The sequence below is a fragment of the Exiguobacterium sp. USCH10 genome, from assembly GCF_037619445.1.
In the GTDB taxonomy this organism is placed as follows: Bacteria; Bacillota; Bacilli; order Exiguobacteriales; family Exiguobacteriaceae; genus Exiguobacterium; species Exiguobacterium aestuarii_A.
This window is the reverse complement of sequence record NZ_JAQPZO010000006.1, coordinates 111,436-128,871: the sequence shown is the minus strand read 5'-3', so window position 1 is coordinate 128,871 and position 17,436 is coordinate 111,436. Positions and strand designations below refer to the sequence as shown.

Annotated in this window: 14 protein-coding genes and 2 pseudogenes; 5 read left to right on the top strand and 11 right to left on the bottom strand. The window is 51.3% G+C overall.

Annotation, left to right across the window (positions count from 1 at the left end; genetic code table 11):
* Positions 1-100 precede the first annotated feature (100 nt).
* From PQI28_RS10980 to secA2, 6 genes are all read right to left on the bottom strand, one after another.
* Positions 101-1,018, bottom strand: a complete 918-nt coding sequence (locus PQI28_RS10980; RefSeq protein ID WP_339963293.1) for a proline dehydrogenase — start codon at positions 1,016-1,018, stop codon at positions 101-103.
* 157 nt (positions 1,019-1,175) lie between these two features.
* A complete protein-coding gene (gene trhA / locus PQI28_RS10975; protein ID WP_051829405.1) occupies positions 1,176-1,847 on the bottom strand; it encodes a PAQR family membrane homeostasis protein TrhA in 672 nt (223 codons plus the stop codon).
* 95 nt (positions 1,848-1,942) lie between these two features.
* On the bottom strand, positions 1,943-3,385 hold the full coding sequence (locus PQI28_RS10970; RefSeq protein WP_214874617.1) for a carbon starvation CstA family protein: 1,443 nt from the start codon (positions 3,383-3,385) through the stop codon (positions 1,943-1,945).
* 175 nt (positions 3,386-3,560) lie between these two features.
* Positions 3,561-5,846 carry a bifunctional 2',3'-cyclic-nucleotide 2'-phosphodiesterase/3'-nucleotidase gene (locus tag PQI28_RS10965; RefSeq protein ID WP_339963292.1) on the bottom strand — a complete coding sequence of 762 codons (2,286 nt, stop codon included), beginning with the start codon at positions 5,844-5,846 and terminating at the stop codon, positions 3,561-3,563.
* Between the two features lie 129 nt (positions 5,847-5,975).
* Complete coding sequence (locus tag PQI28_RS10960; RefSeq protein WP_274664258.1) at positions 5,976-6,782, bottom strand: SLAP domain-containing protein; 807 nt, start codon at positions 6,780-6,782, stop codon at positions 5,976-5,978.
* The gene (secA2, locus tag PQI28_RS10955; RefSeq protein WP_339963291.1) at positions 6,782-9,148 is read right to left on the bottom strand and encodes an accessory Sec system translocase SecA2; all 2,367 of its coding nucleotides are present in this window, start codon (positions 9,146-9,148) and stop codon (positions 6,782-6,784) included. Before secA2 ends, PQI28_RS10960 begins: the two co-directional genes overlap by 1 nt.
* A gap of 253 nt (positions 9,149-9,401) precedes the next feature.
* Between secA2 and PQI28_RS10950 the strand changes: the two genes are divergently transcribed.
* Both PQI28_RS10950 and PQI28_RS10945 read left to right on the top strand, forming a co-directional pair.
* Entirely contained in the window at positions 9,402-10,697 is a 1,296-nt protein-coding gene (locus PQI28_RS10950; protein ID WP_214785803.1) for a Y-family DNA polymerase, read from the top strand.
* A complete protein-coding gene (locus PQI28_RS10945) occupies positions 10,694-11,023 on the top strand; it encodes a YolD-like family protein (protein WP_214785804.1) in 330 nt (109 codons plus the stop codon). The genes PQI28_RS10950 and PQI28_RS10945 overlap by 4 nt, the downstream gene beginning before the upstream one ends.
* Here the strand turns inward: PQI28_RS10945 and PQI28_RS10940 are convergent.
* On the bottom strand, positions 11,020-12,576 hold the full coding sequence (locus PQI28_RS10940) for a SulP family inorganic anion transporter (RefSeq protein WP_339963290.1): 1,557 nt from the start codon (positions 12,574-12,576) through the stop codon (positions 11,020-11,022). The genes PQI28_RS10945 and PQI28_RS10940 overlap by 4 nt on opposite strands.
* 133 nt (positions 12,577-12,709) lie before the next feature.
* Positions 12,710-14,122 (bottom strand): NAD(P)H-binding protein, encoded by a 1,413-nt coding sequence (locus PQI28_RS10935; protein WP_339963289.1) that lies wholly within the window; start codon positions 14,120-14,122, stop codon positions 12,710-12,712.
* Between the two features lie 135 nt (positions 14,123-14,257).
* Here PQI28_RS10935 and PQI28_RS10930 point away from each other — a divergent pair, with 135 nt between their 5' ends.
* Entirely contained in the window at positions 14,258-14,446 is a 189-nt protein-coding gene (locus PQI28_RS10930) for a hypothetical protein (protein WP_339963288.1), read from the top strand.
* 82 nt (positions 14,447-14,528) lie between these two features.
* Complete coding sequence (locus PQI28_RS10925; protein ID WP_339963287.1) at positions 14,529-15,029, top strand: hypothetical protein; 501 nt, start codon at positions 14,529-14,531, stop codon at positions 15,027-15,029.
* A 184-nt stretch (positions 15,030-15,213) separates the two neighbouring features.
* Here the strand turns inward: PQI28_RS10925 and PQI28_RS10920 are convergent.
* Positions 15,214-15,555 (bottom strand): annotated as a pseudogene (locus PQI28_RS10920) (GNAT family N-acetyltransferase); the annotation flags it as partial.
* Between the two features lie 246 nt (positions 15,556-15,801).
* Here PQI28_RS10920 and PQI28_RS10915 point away from each other — a divergent pair.
* The gene (locus PQI28_RS10915; RefSeq protein WP_339963286.1) at positions 15,802-16,821 is read left to right on the top strand and encodes a DUF418 domain-containing protein; all 1,020 of its coding nucleotides are present in this window, start codon (positions 15,802-15,804) and stop codon (positions 16,819-16,821) included.
* A gap of 24 nt (positions 16,822-16,845) precedes the next feature.
* Here PQI28_RS10915 and PQI28_RS10910 read toward each other — a convergent pair whose 3' ends face one another.
* Together PQI28_RS10910 and PQI28_RS10905 are read right to left on the bottom strand one after the other, a co-directional pair.
* Positions 16,846-17,181, bottom strand: coding sequence for a hypothetical protein (locus tag PQI28_RS10910; RefSeq protein ID WP_339963285.1), 336 nt, complete (start codon positions 17,179-17,181; stop codon positions 16,846-16,848).
* A 160-nt stretch (positions 17,182-17,341) separates the two neighbouring features.
* Positions 17,342-17,425, bottom strand: a pseudogene (locus tag PQI28_RS10905) (SAR2788 family putative toxin); the annotation flags it as partial.
* Between the last annotated feature and the right edge of the window lie 11 nt (positions 17,426-17,436).

Sequence of the window (17,436 nt, the reverse complement as noted above, 5' to 3'; positions counted from 1 at the left end):
CCCTGTCGAATACAGGACTCAAGCCGCCTAGTTTGGTTTTCATTATTTGCCCTGTCTACTTGACGGGGAGCAGTTCAAGCTCTGTCATGTGCCTTTCCTCTTATCGTTTGACCATTCCTTTTAACACGAACGCCACGTTTGCCGGACGCTCCGCGAGGCGGCGCATGAAGTAACCGTACCAGTCACGGCCGTATGGCACGTAGACACGGACTTTATACCCTTGGCGCACGAGCTCGAGTTGACGCTCGACGCGGATGCCGTATAGCATCTGGAACTCGAACTGGTCGAGTGGAATGTTGTTTTCTTTGACGTGCTCGATGACGGCGTCAATCATATGGTCATCGTGTGTCGCGATGGATGCGTAGTTTCCGTTCGCAAGATGGAGTTTGACGAGCTTCACGTAGTTATGGTCGACGTCCTCTTTTTCAGGGAACGCGACCGTCGCCGGCTCTTTATACGCCCCTTTGACAATCCGGAGGTTCGGCTTGAGCGGTGCGAGGTGATTGATGTCATCTTCCGAGCGATACAAGTACGACTGGATGACCGTTCCGAGACCGTCATATTCACCCTTCAGCTTCTTGAACAACTCGAGCGTCTTCTCACAACGCTGCTCATCTTCCATATCGATGGCGACAAAGACCCCTACTTCTCGTGCGACCGTTAGAATTTGACGCATGTTGTCTTCAATCAACTCGTCCGAGATGTCGAATCCGAGTGACGTCAATTTAAGGGACATATAGGCGTCTAATTGCTCTTCTGCCATAATTTCAATCGCACGAATGATTTCGTCACGATTCGTATTCGCTTCTTCGACCGTCTTAATAAATTCCCCGAGGTGGTCGACCGTGACCGACAACCCTTTCGCGTTCAATTCGCGAATCGTCGGAACGGAAGCCTTAAAGTCTTCCCCTGCTACAAAGCGTGATGCACCAAATCGTAGGCCATATTTCTTTGCCAAACTGTTGAGTGTTTTGTTTTGTGACATGTAGATAAATCCATCGCGCAACACTTTTTCCATCTGATTTTCCCCCTTACTTTTACACCCATCTATCTCTATGATGATGTCTGCAATTATTATGACACACAAACGTCAATTCGTCTGTATTTTTGTAACCGTTTGCAGCACTTTCTTCCCAACTTTTCAAAAAAGACAGACGCCCCGTAGGACGGCTGTCTTATAGGCTTGTCGAAGGTGCGACATAGAGCAAAATACTGAGGAAGATGAACACACTTCCGGCTAGGACGAACAAGTGCCAAATCGCATGGTTGAACGGCAGTTTTTGCCACACATAAAACACGATTCCGACCGAATAGGCGATCCCTCCTGCGAGGAGAAGCATGAACCCTTGATGCCCGAGTGATTCATATAGCGGACGGATGGCGATGATGCAAATCCAGCCGAGTGCGAGATACGTCACATTCGACACCCACATATACTTCCCGGTCGAAAACAGTTTCCAGACGATTCCGAGAATCGCCACTCCCCATACGATCCCGAATAACGTCCAGCCGAGCGTCCCGTGAAGGGTCACAAGGGCGAACGGCGTATAGCTTCCGGCGATGAGTAAGTAAATCCCCGCGTGGTCGAACACTTGCAGCACCCGCTTCGCCCGTGGATGCGGGATGGCGTGCATGAGCGTCGAGAATAAGTAGAGTAAAATCATCGATGCCCCGAACACACTTACCGCCGTGACGTTCCACGTGCTCCCACTTTCTGTCGCGCTCATGACGAGCAAGACGAGGGCGACGATGCTGAAGATGACTCCTAAGCCGTGCGTGATCGCGCTCGCAATCTCTTCCCCGAGCGTGTCGGCATGGAGCATCTCTTTGAGTTGTTCTTGTTTCATATGCTCCCACCTTCCATAACTGTTCCTTCTAGTATGGACATTTCCCGATTTAAACGCAATCGAAAACACGGGCTACCGATTAGCCCGTGTCGAGATTATGCGACTTCTTTCACTGGAACGTCACATTCCATTTGTGCAGCCCGCATCGCGCGTGCCCGTTTGTGGAACAAGACGAGCAGCGTCAACGTACCGAGTGTCGAAATGACATACGGAAGGACCCCATCCAGCTTGAATCCGATTGGTGCCGTCAAAATATAGAACCAGACTGCATACAACATGAACGTCCCCGGAAGGAGCGCGATGTAGTGGTTGCGTCCTTTAATATACAGGTACATCGCCCCGACGAACAGTGCGATGACCGCTGTCGTCTGGTTCGCCCAGTTGAAGTACTGCCAGAGCATCTGGAAGTCCATGTTCGTGAGCACGTATGAGATCGCGAAGAGTGGCAGTGCGATCCAGAGGCGTGACGAGAACTTCTTCTGTGCGATCGACAAGTAGTCCGCGATGATCATACGGGCGCTACGGAATGCCGTGTCGCCTGATGTGATCGGTAAGACGATGACACCGAGAATCGCGAGCGTCCCACCGATACTACCGAGCATGAGTGTTGCCACTTCTTGGACGACGAGTGCCGGCGTCCCTGAGTTGATGAGTCCGAGCAATTCACCTGGCTCAAAGATGGCCATCGCAGCCCCAGCCCAAATCATGGCGATGACCGCTTCCGCGATCATCATACCGTAGAAAATCTCACGGCCGTTGCTTTCTTTCATCGTCGTCCGCGAGATGATCGGCGACTGTGTCGCATGGAAGCCAGAGAGCGCCCCACACGAAATCGTGAAGAAGAGGAGCGGCCAGATTGGCAAGCCGTCCGGATGCATGTTCGTCAATGTCATTTCTGGGATTTGGTAGCCTTGTGCGAACAAGCTGACCGCAATCCCGATAGCACTGACGACGAGTAGTGCCCCGAAGAACGGGTAGATGCGCCCGATAATCTTATCGACCGGGAGAAGCGTCGCCAAAATATAGTAGGCGAATACGCCGAAGATGACGAACATGAGCGTCGATGCATTCCCATCGAACAAGTTGTTGATCATGTTACTCGGAGACGTGACGAACACCGTTCCGACGAGTAACAGAAGTAAAAGTGCGAATCCGTTGACGATATGGCGGAGCGAGCGTCCGAGGAACTTCTCCGCTAGTTGTGGCAAGTGTGCCCCGTTATTCCGAAGGGAAATCATTCCTGTCAAATAGTCGTGTACCGCCCCGGCAAAAATCGACCCGAAGACAATCCAAAGAAATGCGACCGGTCCGTAGAGCGCCCCCATGATCGGTCCAAAGATTGGTCCGACACCGGCGATGTTCAGTAATTGAATCATCGAGTTCCGTTTTTTACCCATCGGCACGTAGTCGATGCCGTCCTGGGAAGCGTAAGCGGGCGTCGTCCGCTCTTCCTTGATGCCGAACGTCTTCTCGACGTAACGACCATATACCAAATACCCGACCAAAAGTAGTGCGAGTGCGACAAAGAATGTAATCATCTGTCAGTCCCCTTTTCCGTCCATATGTAGCTGATCCCCGTCAGCTCTTCGGTTTACATGTGTCATGTAACCGATTACATGATTGATTATACAAGAAAAATCTATGGGATGTAAGGGTTTTCATTCACATTTTTGCCACAAAAAATGAGCCCCCATTCAGGAAGCTCATTTCCAATTAACGAAGCGCTGGTTCACCGACGTGGCCGGCACCGACGACTTTCATTTCTGACTTCGTCTGACCGTCTTTTTCACTGACGACTTCGACTGTTTGGCGAAGCTTGAGCGGTTTGACAGACAGTACATATTCCCCGTTCTCATTTGCGACCGTCTCAGCCAATAGACGATTGCCGTCGCGAAGCGTCACGTCAGCTCCAGGAGCCGTCATACCCGTCACGCGTTTTGAACCTGGTTTGATTGTATCTACCGTGAGGGTCAATACGAACTCTGGTGCTGTCGGCTCGAGACCGAGCGTATACGTCCGGAAGAGACGCCCCGCTGCGTCCGCACGAGTCGCGTCTGTCGCTTCGATGCCTTCGTAAAGGTTCAAGTATTGCTTGCCGGCATCTGCTGTCTCAAATGTCACAGAACGTTTTGCGTCCGTGACAATCTTCCAGTTGTTGTCGGCTTTATAGTCCAAGTTGCTGCCACTCGACACGATATAGTCCGAGATGACGTTACGTGTCTCATACGCTGAGCGATAGACGATGTTCTTCCCGCCACCGAGACCCGGGAACGAAGACGAGCCGGCACGGTAGTTGTTCGTCGCGACCAAGAACTCTTGGTCCATCGTGATCGGTTGACCGTTATACTCGACGTTCTTCACACGATTGGCGTTCTCGTTGACGAGCTTCCCGCCGACATCGAACTTCGCCGGACCTGTGACATCGATCTCATACGTCAAACCGTCGAGGACGTCGAAGTTATAGCTACGGAACTGGAGGTTGAGGAGATTTTCCCCATCTGTCTCGATTTGGTCATATGCCCCCGCTGACATCTCGAGCCAGTCCATGACGTCTTTCCCTGTCACTTTGACGACTTCAAGCGTGTTCGGATAGACATATAGGTCCGCCACGTTCTTCAAGGCGATTTGACCTTTCGGGATGTTCGTGTAATAGCTTGCGTCCGTCAACTCACGCCCACCCGCTTTGAACGGTGCCCCTGCCGACAAGAGTGGCAGGCCTTTGTAAGGTGAAAGCTCAGGGTTCGTCTCGAGCTCTTTCTCGACGTACCATTTCTGTGCGTTCGTCACGAACTGGACCGACGCATCGTCACGGACGAGCGCGAAGTAGCTTTGAATATCGTCTTGAATTTGACCGACCGGCTGGTTGATGTAGTCGATCGTCGCCAAGTGGTCGTCTTCGATCAACGCCTGGATTGTCGGGTCGACCGCCGTATCGGCTGTCACCGTGTCGAGCGCGGCCGATGCGTCAAGAATCTCCCATTTGCCATCGACGAGTTCGAGTTCGAAATCGATGACGCCGAGGTCTTTCCCTTGGTTGTTCGCCATGACGACCGGTTTCCCGTTGATTGTCCCTTTTGCCATATCGACGTTCGGGAACGACGCGAACATACCTTTCGCATCCGGGAAGCGACCGTGCTGGTGCCCCGTCATAACCATATCGAGCCCATCAATCTTCGTGAGCGCATATCCGACGTTCTCTTCGCTGTCGAGTTGTTCGTCCGCAAGTGCCGCACTTTCGCCGATGCCTGAGTGCGCGAGCGCGACGACGACGTCTGCTCCTTGGTCCTTCAATTTTTGAACCGATTCACGCGCCGATGGGATGATATCTTCTGCCGTCACGCGGCCTTGTAGGTTCCCTGAATCCCATGACATGATTTTCGGCGGAACGACACCGAACACACCGACTTTGATTGTATGTGTTTCCCCGTCCAAGTCTGTGACCGTCCGTTCGATGATTTGGACCTCTTGTCCATCCACGTTGAACTTCGAGACGATTGGGTTGCCTTCTAAATCTTTCACGTTCGAGTTGACGAAACGGAGCTTCCCTTTCGATCCTTCCATCGCGTTGTACAAGAACTCGAGACCGAAGTTGAACTCGTGGTTCCCGAGTGTGACGGCGTCATAGTTGAGTGCTGCCATCGCTTTATACATCGGATGCTCGAACGCTTCATTCTTGCCAGCTTGAAGCTCACGGACGTAGTCGCCAAATGGTGTCCCTTGAATCGTATCGCCGTTATCGAACAAGAACGTGTTCGATTCCCCAGCGGCTGTACGATGTTCATTGATGAGTGTCGCGACTTTCGTCAACCCGATCGTATTGTCGACCTTGTCTTGGAAGTAGTCATAGTTCGTGATGTTCGTATGTAAGTCTGTCGTCTCTAAGAAACGGAGCTTGACGATATCCTCGTCGACTTCTGCCAAAACGTTTGGTGCCTGAAGCGGTAAAACGGTTGGTAACACGAGCGCGGTCGCGATCGACCATTTCCATGCACTTTTCATGTGATTGTCCCCTTTGTCTGGTTGATAAGTGTCTAACCATACTCAATATAACACCAGCCTCGTTGACCTTCTATTAAAATTTTGTATAAAAAAGACCCAATTTCCTTTACAGAAATTAGGTCTTTCGTCTTATGAGCGTTTAATCCGTACGGTGAACGGGCCGTCCCCTTCCACGTTCTCGAACGTGACGGAGATTGGGTAGGCATGTTTGCTGTGGACCGGGTTCTCAAGACGGATTGTCGTGAGACCGACAACTTCTTCTCCACTCATGAGTTCGAGTGGGAGTTGTTCCACATTCAAATCGTGGGCATAGCCGTTTCGGAGAAGGAGTGTCGTCGTGACACGCGTCTCGTCTTGTTCGACGGCGACGAGCATCATGTTGAACTCGTCTTCCCCGACCGGTGGTGTCGCAACGTTCGTGCGCATCACTTGTTGCCACGCCCCTGGCGAGAACTGTTCCATCGCCTCACGTGAGATGGCTTGGATCGCGTCGATCGGGTTCATTTGGAAGACGAGACGAAGTGGTGCAGACGTGTCAATCTCGCCAAACAATTCATCTTGAAGGAAATCGAGGTAGACAGGCTTACTCGTCCACGGCTCGAAGTTCGGGAGCGCCGAACGTTCCAACACTTTTCGTCCGAGCGGCATGTTGTTCGCGTCGAGCAACAAGACGGGAAGTTCGTTGATTTCAAACGAACTCGGGAGCGTGTTGCGGAACAACGCGACAATCGACAAGTCCTGACCGAGCGATTCTGCGCTCAACAGTTCGATTGAGAGCTGGTTGTCGAGGAGTGCCGGGAGTCGTTTCGCATGATAACGGAAGACGTACTCATCTTCTTTCGGGATTCCCATCTCATCATCGAAGACGAGCGTCAACTGACGCCCTTCTTCCGTTTTGCCTGTCTCGATTTGTTTTCGCTTACGAAATCCTAACATTACACTTCCTCCTCTGCCGTCTCGACGAAGTACAGGTCGAGCTGGCATAGTTCTACCGTCACGTCACGGGCGATGTTGACATACGTCTGTTCGAAGATGTCCAACCCTTCTTTGCTGAAGAGACGACTTGGATCTTCTTGGGCATAGCTCCGTAGACCGATTCCTTCTTTCAATCCGCTCATCATCGTCAAGTGGTCCGTCCATTTCGTATCAAGGGCACGAAGGAGCGACTCTTTCGTGAATAAGACGACGTCTTCTCGCGTAAGGCGCGCTTCTGTTTTTTGGATGATTTCTTCCATCCAATCCTTCAACGCTTCTTTCAACTCGTACGTATCCGCGATGTCATTCGACCAAGTCGGCTCTTGCATCGTCAAATAGCGCAAGTCTTCTTTCAATTCGGCGACTGACCATTCTTCCGGAACGAGTTCGTCCGAGACGTGCATATCGATACTGTTCTCGAGGGCGAGACGCATCATGCTGAGCACGTTTTTCGTGATGGCATCCGCATCGGCATTGACGGCTTGGTCGCGAATCGTATAGATGATGTTCCGTTGTTCGTTCAAGACGTCATCGAGCTTGAACAAGTAGTCGCGGATCGATACGCCGATTCCTTCAATCGTCGTCTGGGCGTATTCCACCACATCGATCGCTTCTTTTGACGAGATTTCACCTGTCGCGTTCGGCTTCAGTTTCTTCTCGACGCGCTCTAGTTTTTGCGCAGCATATCGTTTCACGATTTCATCTTCGAGCGAGACGAAGAACTCGGTCTCCCCTGGGTCACCTTGGCGTCCAGAGCGTCCTCGAAGCTGATTGTCGACACGTTGCGACTCATGACGTTCCGTCCCGACGACGAATAGTCCACCTGCAGCTTTCGATTTCGCATCGAGCATGATGTCCGTTCCGCGTCCGGCCATGTTCGTCGCAATCGTCACTTTCCCGAATTGCCCGGCGTCGGCGATGATATCGGCTTCTTGCGCGACCGTCTTCGCATTCAACACGTCATGTTTGATCCGTTTCTTCTTCAAATGTTTGCTGATCGCCTCGGATTGCGCGATCGATGTCGTCCCGATCAAGACCGGACGTCCCATCGCATGCAATTCGTCGACTTTTTCCGTCACGGCCGCATACTTCTGTTCGATCGTCATGAAGATACGGTCCGGATGGTCGATTCGTTTCCGTTCACGGTTCGTCGGCACTTGCACGACGTCCATGTTGTAAGTCTTCAAGAACTCTTGGCGTGACGTCTGTGCCGTCCCCGTCATCCCGCCGACGAGCGGATACATGCGGAAGTAGTGCTGGATCGTGATCTCCGCCGTCGTCTTGTTCTCCTCGGTGATCGTGACGCCTTCTTTCGCTTCAAGCGCCTGATGCAATCCTTCCGAGAGACTACGTCCTTCCATGATACGTCCCGTGAACAAGTCGATCAGCTCGATCTTGTCGTCACGAACGATATAGTCGACATCGAGCTCGAACAACACGTTCGCACGGAGAGCTTGCACGAGATAGTGATAAAGCACCTGATGCGACGCACTGAACAAGTTGTCGATGGCGAACAACTCTTCGATCTTAGTAATTCCCGCTTCTGTGAACGAGGCTGCCTTCGATTCCAAATCGACTTCATAGTCCGTCTCTTCAAAGTTCGAGATGACTTGCTGTGCGAGTTGTTTCAAGCGGATGTGTGAGCGGTCCTTTTGTGCGATGATGAGCGGCGTCTTCGCCTCATCGATCAAGATGCTGTCCACTTCGTCGACGAGAGCGAAATGGAACGGGCGCTGGACGCGCTCTTCCGGCTTCCCGACGAGGTGGTCACGCAAATAGTCGAACCCGAACTCGGTCCCGACCCCGTACGTGATATCTGCCTGATAAGCGGCACGCTTCTCATCCGGTTCGATGTCCGGCACGTTCAAGCCGACCGTCAAACCGAGGAAGTCATGGATTTTACCGATTTGTTCGGCGTCACGTCTCGCCAAATAATCGTTCACGGTGATGACGTGGACCCCTTTTCCTTCAAGCGCCTTGACGTAACTCGGCAAAGCGGCGACGAGGGTCTTCCCTTCCCCTGTCGGCATCTCCGAGATATTCCCTTCGAGAAGGGCGAATCCACCGATGAGCTGGACGTCGTAATGACGCATCCCGAGCACGCGGACCGATGCTTCGCGGACGAGGGCGAACCCTTCTTCGGCGATGTCATCGACTTTCTTTCCATCTAGGAGACGTGCCTTGAGCGTCTCCGTATATGTACGCATCTCGTCATCCGAGAGTGCTTGCATCGTTGTCTCTAAGTCGTTGATTCGCGCGACCCGTCGTTCGTACGCTTTCAAACGCCGGCTTTGATCATTCGTTAATTGTTTTACAAATTGGATCACACTAATAGCCTCCATCTTTCTGTCAATTCATCTGTTACATACTCGTCTATTATAACGAAAATCGAGTGAATTCGGAGATTTTTTTACGAAAACTTCCTAAAAGTTGGTTTTTGTCATGTTAAAAACCTATAAATTTTGGTTAATTTTCAAAAAGTCTTTGTAAAAATATTTTCAATTCACTATTTGAGACGGCGTGAGACCGTGTTACGATGAGAAAAACAGAACATTTGTTCGTAAAAAAGGAGTGGTGACGATGCGCAGACGAATCTTTTGTATCGACAGCGTCTCGTTCTATGCCAGTTGCGAGTGTGCCGCGCGCAACAAAAATCCTTACCGCACGAAGCTCGTCGTCCTCTCGAATTTACAGGATAGCGGGGCACTCGTCCTGGCGGCGACCCCGAAGATGAAGCAACTCGGCATCAAGACCGGATCGCGTCGCTTCCACATCGACCGCCTCCCGTGGCACGAACGACGGGACGTTTTGTATGCCGAGGCACGGATGAGTCATTACTTGAACGTCTCCATCCAAATCATCCACATCCTCCATCAGTTCGCCCCGCCCGAAGCGATTCGCGTCTACTCGATTGACGAGACGCTCGTCGACATGACGGGAACGGAGCGGTTGTTCGGTAGTGACGAGCACGTCGCCCACCTCATGCGTGCGACGATTTTTCGCTATACGGGCATCCCTGTGACCATCGGCATCGGACCGAACAACGTCCTCGCCAAGCTCGTCCTCGACTTGCATGCGAAAAAGAAAGGTGTCGCCACATGTTTCCTCCATGACGTCGAGCGACTGATTCACCCTGCCCCGATTGAGAAGATGTGGGGCGTCGGGGCGAAGATGGCGGTCCACTTGCAGCGACTCGGCATTTTCACGATTGGTGATTTGGCCCGCTATCCGCTCGAGTCTCTTCATGAAAAATTCGGCGTGATCGGTGCCGAACTCTGGCATCACGCCTGGGGCATCGATGAGTCGCCGACCATCTTGCCGGCGAGTTCCTTGTTCGGGGCGAAACGGACGCGACCGAAGTCGATTGGACACGGAATCACCCTCATGAAAGATTACACGACGTATTCCTCGATCCGGCTCGTCCTACAAGCGATTGCGGTCGAAGTCGGGATGCGGACCCGGCAAGCAGGACTCGTCGGGGGAACGATTCATCTCGGGGTACGTTATACGCGGACGAGTGACCGAGGTGGGTTCAGCAAACAAAAGAAACTCCCCCGCTTCACAGCGGACGAGCAAGAATTTTTACCGATCTTATTGCAACTATTTTTAGACGGCTGGGAAGAGACAGAGGCCGTCCGCTACGTCTCGGTCGCACTCGGCAAACTCGAGCCACGGAGCGACCACGTCCAATTGTCGTTCTTCGAAGACGAATGGGCGAAGGCGAAACGGCTCGACTTCCTCGATTTGATTGACGGTTTGAACGTCCGATTCGGTCGCGGCACAATCCGACCGGCATCGAGCTTACTGAAAGACAGTCCGCTTCGGACGCGCCAACGTTTAATTGGCGGACACAAACAAGGAGGCGATTCCTCATGAGTAAGACCCGCTATCGTGACCGGGGTGAGTTGAAATGGATCCCATTTCTCATGCCCGAGCACGTCGCCCTACTGAAACGTTATTATGCCCAAATCCAAAAGATCGAGCTGCCCGATTTGGACGAACAGCTTCTCTATCTCTGGCAGACCGAGCTCGAACGCGCCATTCGTGAAGGCGACCAGGTCGAGGTGACCTTGTTCGTAGACGGCTTAACGAAAAGCATGCGCGGCTACGTCCACGCCATCTATTATGCCGAGCGCGAAGTCGAACTGTTCGACGGTGAAATACGGCGCGTCCCATTCGGAGAGATCTTGTCCGTTCGTTAAGACGCCTCGATTGCCTCTTGTGTTGTCTCGAACGTCTCGATCCCGTCGAGTAGTCCATAGTGAGCAAGCGTTGCCCGGACCGACGGTGACAGGTGCGCGAAGATGACATGCCGGTCGGCTACTTTCAGCTCGGTGATGACACGCCGCAACTCTTCGACCGCGGTCACGTCGATGACCGGACAGCGGTGAAAGTTGAAGATGAACACGTTCGGTTCCCGATGGATGTGATGGAGGACGTGCTCGAACAACTCGACCGCACCGAAGAAGAGCGGACCTTCGACACTGAAGACGATTTGTCCGTCCCGCGTGACATACCGTTCTGTCCGTTCACGCACATCAATCGTATCCGCCATCCGCTTCGCGAAGAGCGCGAGCGCACAGATGACCCCGACCTCGACGGCGACGACCAAGTCGACGAATACCGTCAACAGTAGCGTGACGAGAAGGACGAGCGACTCGGATGAACGATGACGTAACATCGCCATCACGTGATGACGCTCGGACATGTTCCAAGCGACCCGCATCAAAATTGGAGCGAGTGCGGCGAGCGGCACGTAACTCGCAAACGGCGCGAGGACGAGCACTGCAACGAGGACCGTGATGCCGTGAATGACACCGGCGCGTCGGCTGACCGCTCCCGCTTGAATGTTTGTCGCCGTCCGAGCGATGGCACCTGTCGAGGGGATTCCACCGAAGAACGGTGTGATCACGTTCGCAAGCCCTTGCCCGAACAGTTCCTTGTCTGGCTTCATCTTCGTCCCCGCCATCCCATCGGCGACCGTTCCCGAAAGAAGTGACTCGAGCGCACCGAGGAAGGCGATGGCGAACGCAGACGGAAGGAGCGTGGTGATCAAGTCGACGTCAATCGCGAGCCAGTTGAATTCTGGCAGTCCGCTTGGGATACCGCCGTAGGCACTCCCGATTGTCGCGACTTTACCTGGGATGAGGAGACTGACGAACGTCGGGACGAGCATCGCCATGAGTAAGAGCGGTAAACGGAACGGCAGCTTCGGCACGAGCCAGAGCGTCAAAAAGCCGATCCCAGCAATGACAATCGGCCACATCGATGCTTCGGGAAGCGCCTGACCGAGACGAAGCAGATTCTCATGAAAGTGCGGCGCCTTTTTAAACGTGACCCCGAACAACTCATCGAGCTGGTCGACGAAGATGACGACGGCGATCCCTGCCGTGAAGCCGATGGTGACGGCACGGGGCATGAAGCGGATGAGCCGTCCGACCCGAAGTACACTCATGAGGAGCAGTAAGATCCCCGCAAGAACGGTCGTGACGAGCAATCCCTCATATCCGTATGCGAGAACGACACCCGAGACAATCGGGATGAACGCTCCCGTCGGCCCGGCAATTTGGAACGTCGAACCCCCGAACAGGCTGACGAGGATTCCAGCGAAGATGGACGTGTAGAGCCCGTACACCGGCGGGACCCCTGAGGCGATGGCGAATGCCATGGCGAGCGGGATGGCGACGACACCGACCGTGATTCCGGCCGAGATGTCTTTTTGCCACATCTCACGCGTGGAGAGTGAGTCTTGCATCATACATTCCTTCTTTCCAATCAGTTCAAAAACGAGTTTAGTGTACGCCTGGAAAGAAGGCTTGTAAACGGGTTGAGAAAAACGTTAACAGAATGTACAAAAGAAAAAGACGCACCTTTCGATGCGTCTCCCTTTAATTCGTCGGAGCCTCTACGACTTGATCGCCGTCTTCTGCATCTTTCGCCAACAACTTCACGTGACGACCGAACAGCCACATGACGAGGAGATGGGCTTTCGCCTGTGTCTTCGTATAGAACCACCATGGGAGGGCCGGTACGAACTCATGGATGGCGACGAGTCCTTCATCTGACTCCGGTAATCGTCGGAACTCGAGACGCCCTGTCTTATCCTCTTCACTCAATTTGACAAACTTGCCCCCGTCAATCGCAAAGGATGCCATATCGTCTGTCGCTTCCTGTTCAAGCGATAGATGAAGCGCGACGAATGACGGATCGAGAAGCGCGATCTCCCAATCATCGTCTTCTTTTGTCGTCTGAATGAGCGGATACATAAAACGACCGAGCCACTCGAAGTACGTGTCCGCCATCCAAAGCGCCGACTTCTCTTCCGGCAGACCGAACCGCTGAATCGAGCGGACCGTATACGATTTCGGTTGCTTTTTCTTCTTACTACCCGAAGACTGCTTCTCTTCTTTCTCAAGCGCATGTTCGACAGCCTGTTTGAACGGAATCTCTCCCTGACCGATGCCTTCGACGGTATCTTCCGCCACCATCGCGTGCCCCATGCTCTCGACGAGCGGGTAGACGGTCGCCTTCGGTTCACCCGTGACCGCCATGACCCACAGACGCGACAGTTTGATTGTCGGGAACGGGAAGTCGATTAAGACGCGACGCTTATCCATGACTTCGGCTGTCTGTTCGATCATCTTCCGATACGTCATCACCTCAGGACCCCCGATATCGATATGACGGTCGTAAAGCGACTCGGCACCAACTACCGAGATGAGTGCCTGAACGGCTTCCCGGATGTCGATCGGGTGTGTTTCCGTCTTCGTCCAGCGTGGCAAGATCATCGTCGGTAACCGTTTGACGAGCTTCGCTAAAATCGGGAACGACGAACCTTCCGGACCAATGATCAGTCCAGCCCGAATCGTCGTTACCGGTACTCCTTGTCCGCCGAGGATGCGTTCGACTTCGAGTCGACTCTTCAAGTGACGCGACAACGTCTTCTCTTGTTTCGGGATGATCCCACTCAAATAGACAATCTGTTCGATATCGTTCGCCTTCGTCGCCCGGGCGAAGTTATCCGCAATGAGCGCGTCCATGTCCTCGAACGTCGCTTGCGTCAAGCCGCCGTCCGGAATCATCGAGTGCACGAGGAACATCGCGTAATCCGCGCCCTCACATGCTTCTTTCGTTGCTTCGTATGAGAACAAATCACAGGCACGCCACGTGATATGGGCCTCATCTTCTTTATTCTTCGTCGATCGCGATAACGCGACGATATCGTACTCTTCTTTCAGCTGTTCCATCACATTCGAGCCGATATAGCCGCTCGCCCCTGCAATGACAATCGTTTTCCGCATAAAGCTCACTCCCCTTCATTTTCACATAGAGGTAATGTACCCGTCTTTTCGAAAAAATAAATCAGTCTAAGTATGTAGAGCCCGTCCGTTCGATACGTAATAAAATGAGAATAATTAGAAAAAGGAGGAATATTCATGGGATTCTGGTATTTTCTTTTGCTTGGATTGGGAGTGATCCTCATCGTGCGAGGGATTGCAAGTAGCGCAAAACAAGGTGGATTAATTTTAGTCGGGCTTGTGATGATCGGAGTATCCATATTTATGTTCCAAGATGGCAGCGCGGACTTGGTCGCGAATTGGGTGGATCAAATCACCGGTCAATAAGTCACATTCTCGAGTAATAGCGAGGTCCATTGACAACCTTTTAACGTCTTCAATCTTGAATTGATATGGAAGGAGCTCGACGATGAAACAGTTCAAACGAGTAAGTGTCTTGGCGTTATTCGCCTTGATTGGATTTGCTCTTTTCCATTATGCGACAGAGTCAAAGACAGGTTCCGCTGCATGGACGACGGAAGTTGCGACACATCACTTCAAAGATATTTTAGAAGCACAGCAAGCAGCGATTGAAGCACATACCCCACTCGATAACATTGAGCGAACGAAACTGTCACACGAAGATGACGTCGTCCGTCTCCTCCTCGGTCAACGAGATTGGGTCGAGCAATTCCACTATACGATTCAGGATGTACAAGTGTATGAAAAGGGTGGTTTCTTATACGCAAACGCGTATGTGACGCGAAAACTCCGATTTGAGAGTGGTGTCACGACTGGGTTTGGTGACGAGATGACGATTCAATTGACGTCTCCGAATGAGACAATCGAAGAGGTGGAGATCGACAATCATAGCGTGACACAATCAGGCCAACCCTTTTTCAAACGCTGGATCAGTCGAGTGTTTAACTGAACAAATCCCACTTTCCGATTGAAGAGTGGGATTACTGTTAAAACGATAAATCTAAACCAGTACCGTCATCTAGAAGGTCTCCGTTTTTACTGGTATAGTGGACACGAATCTCGGCTCGCTGTAAGATGAGTGAACATCAATCCCGGCAAAAGCCACTTCAAGTAAAGTTTCATATCAAACCCTCTCACAACTGTTTATTCATGGCGATGGACGCTTCTTGGAATCCGAGTCGTTTATATAATCGCTGTGCGTCTGGATTCGTGCCGAATACACTTAGTCCAATGGATGTTGCGCCAAGTTCTTCTGAGGCAACTCTTTCAAGTTTCTCAAACACCGCTGTCGCATACCCTTGCCCACGGTACATCTCTTCAATCAAAATGTGATAAATGAAGATGCGGTTCGATTCAGCTTGAAACGCATACCCCAAAATCCCGACACGAGTGTTTGCGTTCATCACATGAACAACCGTCTGTCCTTTCTCGGGTTGATTGTCTGGGAAGAGGTCCCGAATCAATTGAGTCGATTCCTCTTGCGCGCGACATTTTTTGCATAATCGTCAATCAACCAAATCACATAATGCGAGACTTCTTGTTCCGTCATCTGATCAAAATGAATGGTCATCTGTTTACGCCTAATCGTTTTCACCTAGTGTAACATACAATTTCTGGGATTGTTAATCTTGGTGAAGTTCAGGATTTTGTAAGGTTACCGCATACAACATGTAAGATGCTCCCTTCATACTCGGAAGAGGAAATTGAAAGGAGATAATTACATGACAGCAACACCTACAAACGAACGAATCAATGTTCTCGATACACTGCGAGGCTTCGCCTTATTCGGGATCATTTTTATGAACATTCTCAGTTTATTACGTCCGAGCGACCCGAACACCATTATGGAACATTACTATGTATATGCCCTGCACATCTTCATCGATGGAAAGTTCTTTATGATTTTCTCATTTTTGTTTGGTGTCGGATTCTACCTCTTTATCCATCGAGCAATAGAACGCGGAGATCGCGCCTACGTTTTATTTACGAAACGATTGCTCCTCTTACTTGGCTTCGGCTTGATTCATATGCAATTTCAGCCGGGTGAGGCGTTGACGATATACGCTGTGAGCGGGCTACTCCTCCTGTTTGCATACCGTCTTCCTCGTTCAGTCAATTTGCTTCTAGGTCTGATCGGACTAGCTGCCTTCACTTATACCGGGACGAAATTGTTGATGCCACTTGCTCTCATCTTGCTCGGGCTTGCAGCGGGTCAGCATGAGGTGTTTCGTCGCATCAATACGCACCGGGTACGTTGGCAGCTTGGACTAGTCGTCACCGGCATCCTATCTGCCGGATTTGTATGGCTACAATATACGAATTTACCAAGCTTATCGTATTTCAACGTCGGCTACACCCCGACCAATGAAGAAATTCAAGCATATATCCGTATGCTCGACTATTCGAATTGGTCAGCTCCCTTTTTAGCGACGTTCTATATCACCGTCCTTGTCAATATGAGTCAACTACGGACGACACGTTCCTGGTTCGCCCCACTTCAAGCATTTGGTCGTATGGCGTTGACGAATTACTTGCTTCAGACTGCACTTATGGTGACTGTTGCTACATTCGGACAGACGTTCACAACGATTGAAACAGGATTATGGGCAATCCTCATCAACATCGTATTGATTGTATTCAGTATGTTATGGCTTCGCCGTTTCACGTACGGACCGATGGAAAAGGTATGGCGACTTGGGACATACTCTCGCTTCGGACAAGGCGTCCTATTGCCAAAATAATATAATGTTGAGGAAGGACAACTGTCAAAAGTGTCCTTCCTCAATTGTGTCTGAAGGAGTGAATTCAATTTCATATGCTTCACCAAGCGCTACTTGTAAACGCTTCGAAAGTAAGTCTCCTTCTCGATTATGTTGTTCCACCTTGATTTCCCACCCTTTAGCAAGTGTATCCGTGTCCCAATCAATCCATTCCCCGAATCGACTAACCCATTCATGGAAATCACGCTTCAATTGGTCAGAAATCGCGAACTCATCCATCTCTATATTGTATTTACAGACCGCACACCATGTCGGGTCCGCCCCCATATCCGCCTCTATAGCGATTCTTTTCAAATTCTCACAATCACAAATCCTTTTCATTAATTCGCCACTCCCAATTTGAAGGTTAGACTCTTCATAACATATTTAAATGTTTCAAAATCAGTAGTTTGATAGATATCTTTTACTTCTTTAAATCGGCCTGACACAATTAACGTTTCTAAATCATTTGACATTACTTATCCACTCACGCATTGCTTATTTATATTTCTCCATTTACTCTCTGGAAGGTTAAGGTGACGGTTTGACCGTTCATTAATAGAGTTTTTTTACAGGCAGAACCGTAGTCCGACTTTT

Coding starts and splice junctions, on each gene's coding strand:
- PQI28_RS10945 (WP_214785804.1), top strand. CDS start 10,694: ATGAGTAAGACCCGCTATCGTGACCGGGGTGAGTTGAAATGGATCCCA.
- PQI28_RS10980 (WP_339963293.1), bottom strand. CDS start 1,018: ATGGAAAAAGTGTTGCGCGATGGATTTATCTACATGTCACAAAACAAA.
- PQI28_RS10970 (WP_214874617.1), bottom strand. CDS start 3,385: ATGATTACATTCTTTGTCGCACTCGCACTACTTTTGGTCGGGTATTTG.
- PQI28_RS10965 (WP_339963292.1), bottom strand. CDS start 5,846: ATGAAAAGTGCATGGAAATGGTCGATCGCGACCGCGCTCGTGTTACCA.
- trhA (WP_051829405.1), bottom strand. CDS start 1,847: ATGAAACAAGAACAACTCAAAGAGATGCTCCATGCCGACACGCTCGGG.
- PQI28_RS10925 (WP_339963287.1), top strand. CDS start 14,529: ATGAAACAGTTCAAACGAGTAAGTGTCTTGGCGTTATTCGCCTTGATT.
- PQI28_RS10960 (WP_274664258.1), bottom strand. CDS start 6,782: ATGTTAGGATTTCGTAAGCGAAAACAAATCGAGACAGGCAAAACGGAA.
- PQI28_RS10935 (WP_339963289.1), bottom strand. CDS start 14,122: ATGCGGAAAACGATTGTCATTGCAGGGGCGAGCGGCTATATCGGCTCG.
- PQI28_RS10940 (WP_339963290.1), bottom strand. CDS start 12,576: ATGCAAGACTCACTCTCCACGCGTGAGATGTGGCAAAAAGACATCTCG.
- PQI28_RS10910 (WP_339963285.1), bottom strand. CDS start 17,181: ATGAAAAGGATTTGTGATTGTGAGAATTTGAAAAGAATCGCTATAGAG.
- PQI28_RS10930 (WP_339963288.1), top strand. CDS start 14,258: ATGGGATTCTGGTATTTTCTTTTGCTTGGATTGGGAGTGATCCTCATC.
- PQI28_RS10915 (WP_339963286.1), top strand. CDS start 15,802: ATGACAGCAACACCTACAAACGAACGAATCAATGTTCTCGATACACTG.
- PQI28_RS10950 (WP_214785803.1), top strand. CDS start 9,402: ATGCGCAGACGAATCTTTTGTATCGACAGCGTCTCGTTCTATGCCAGT.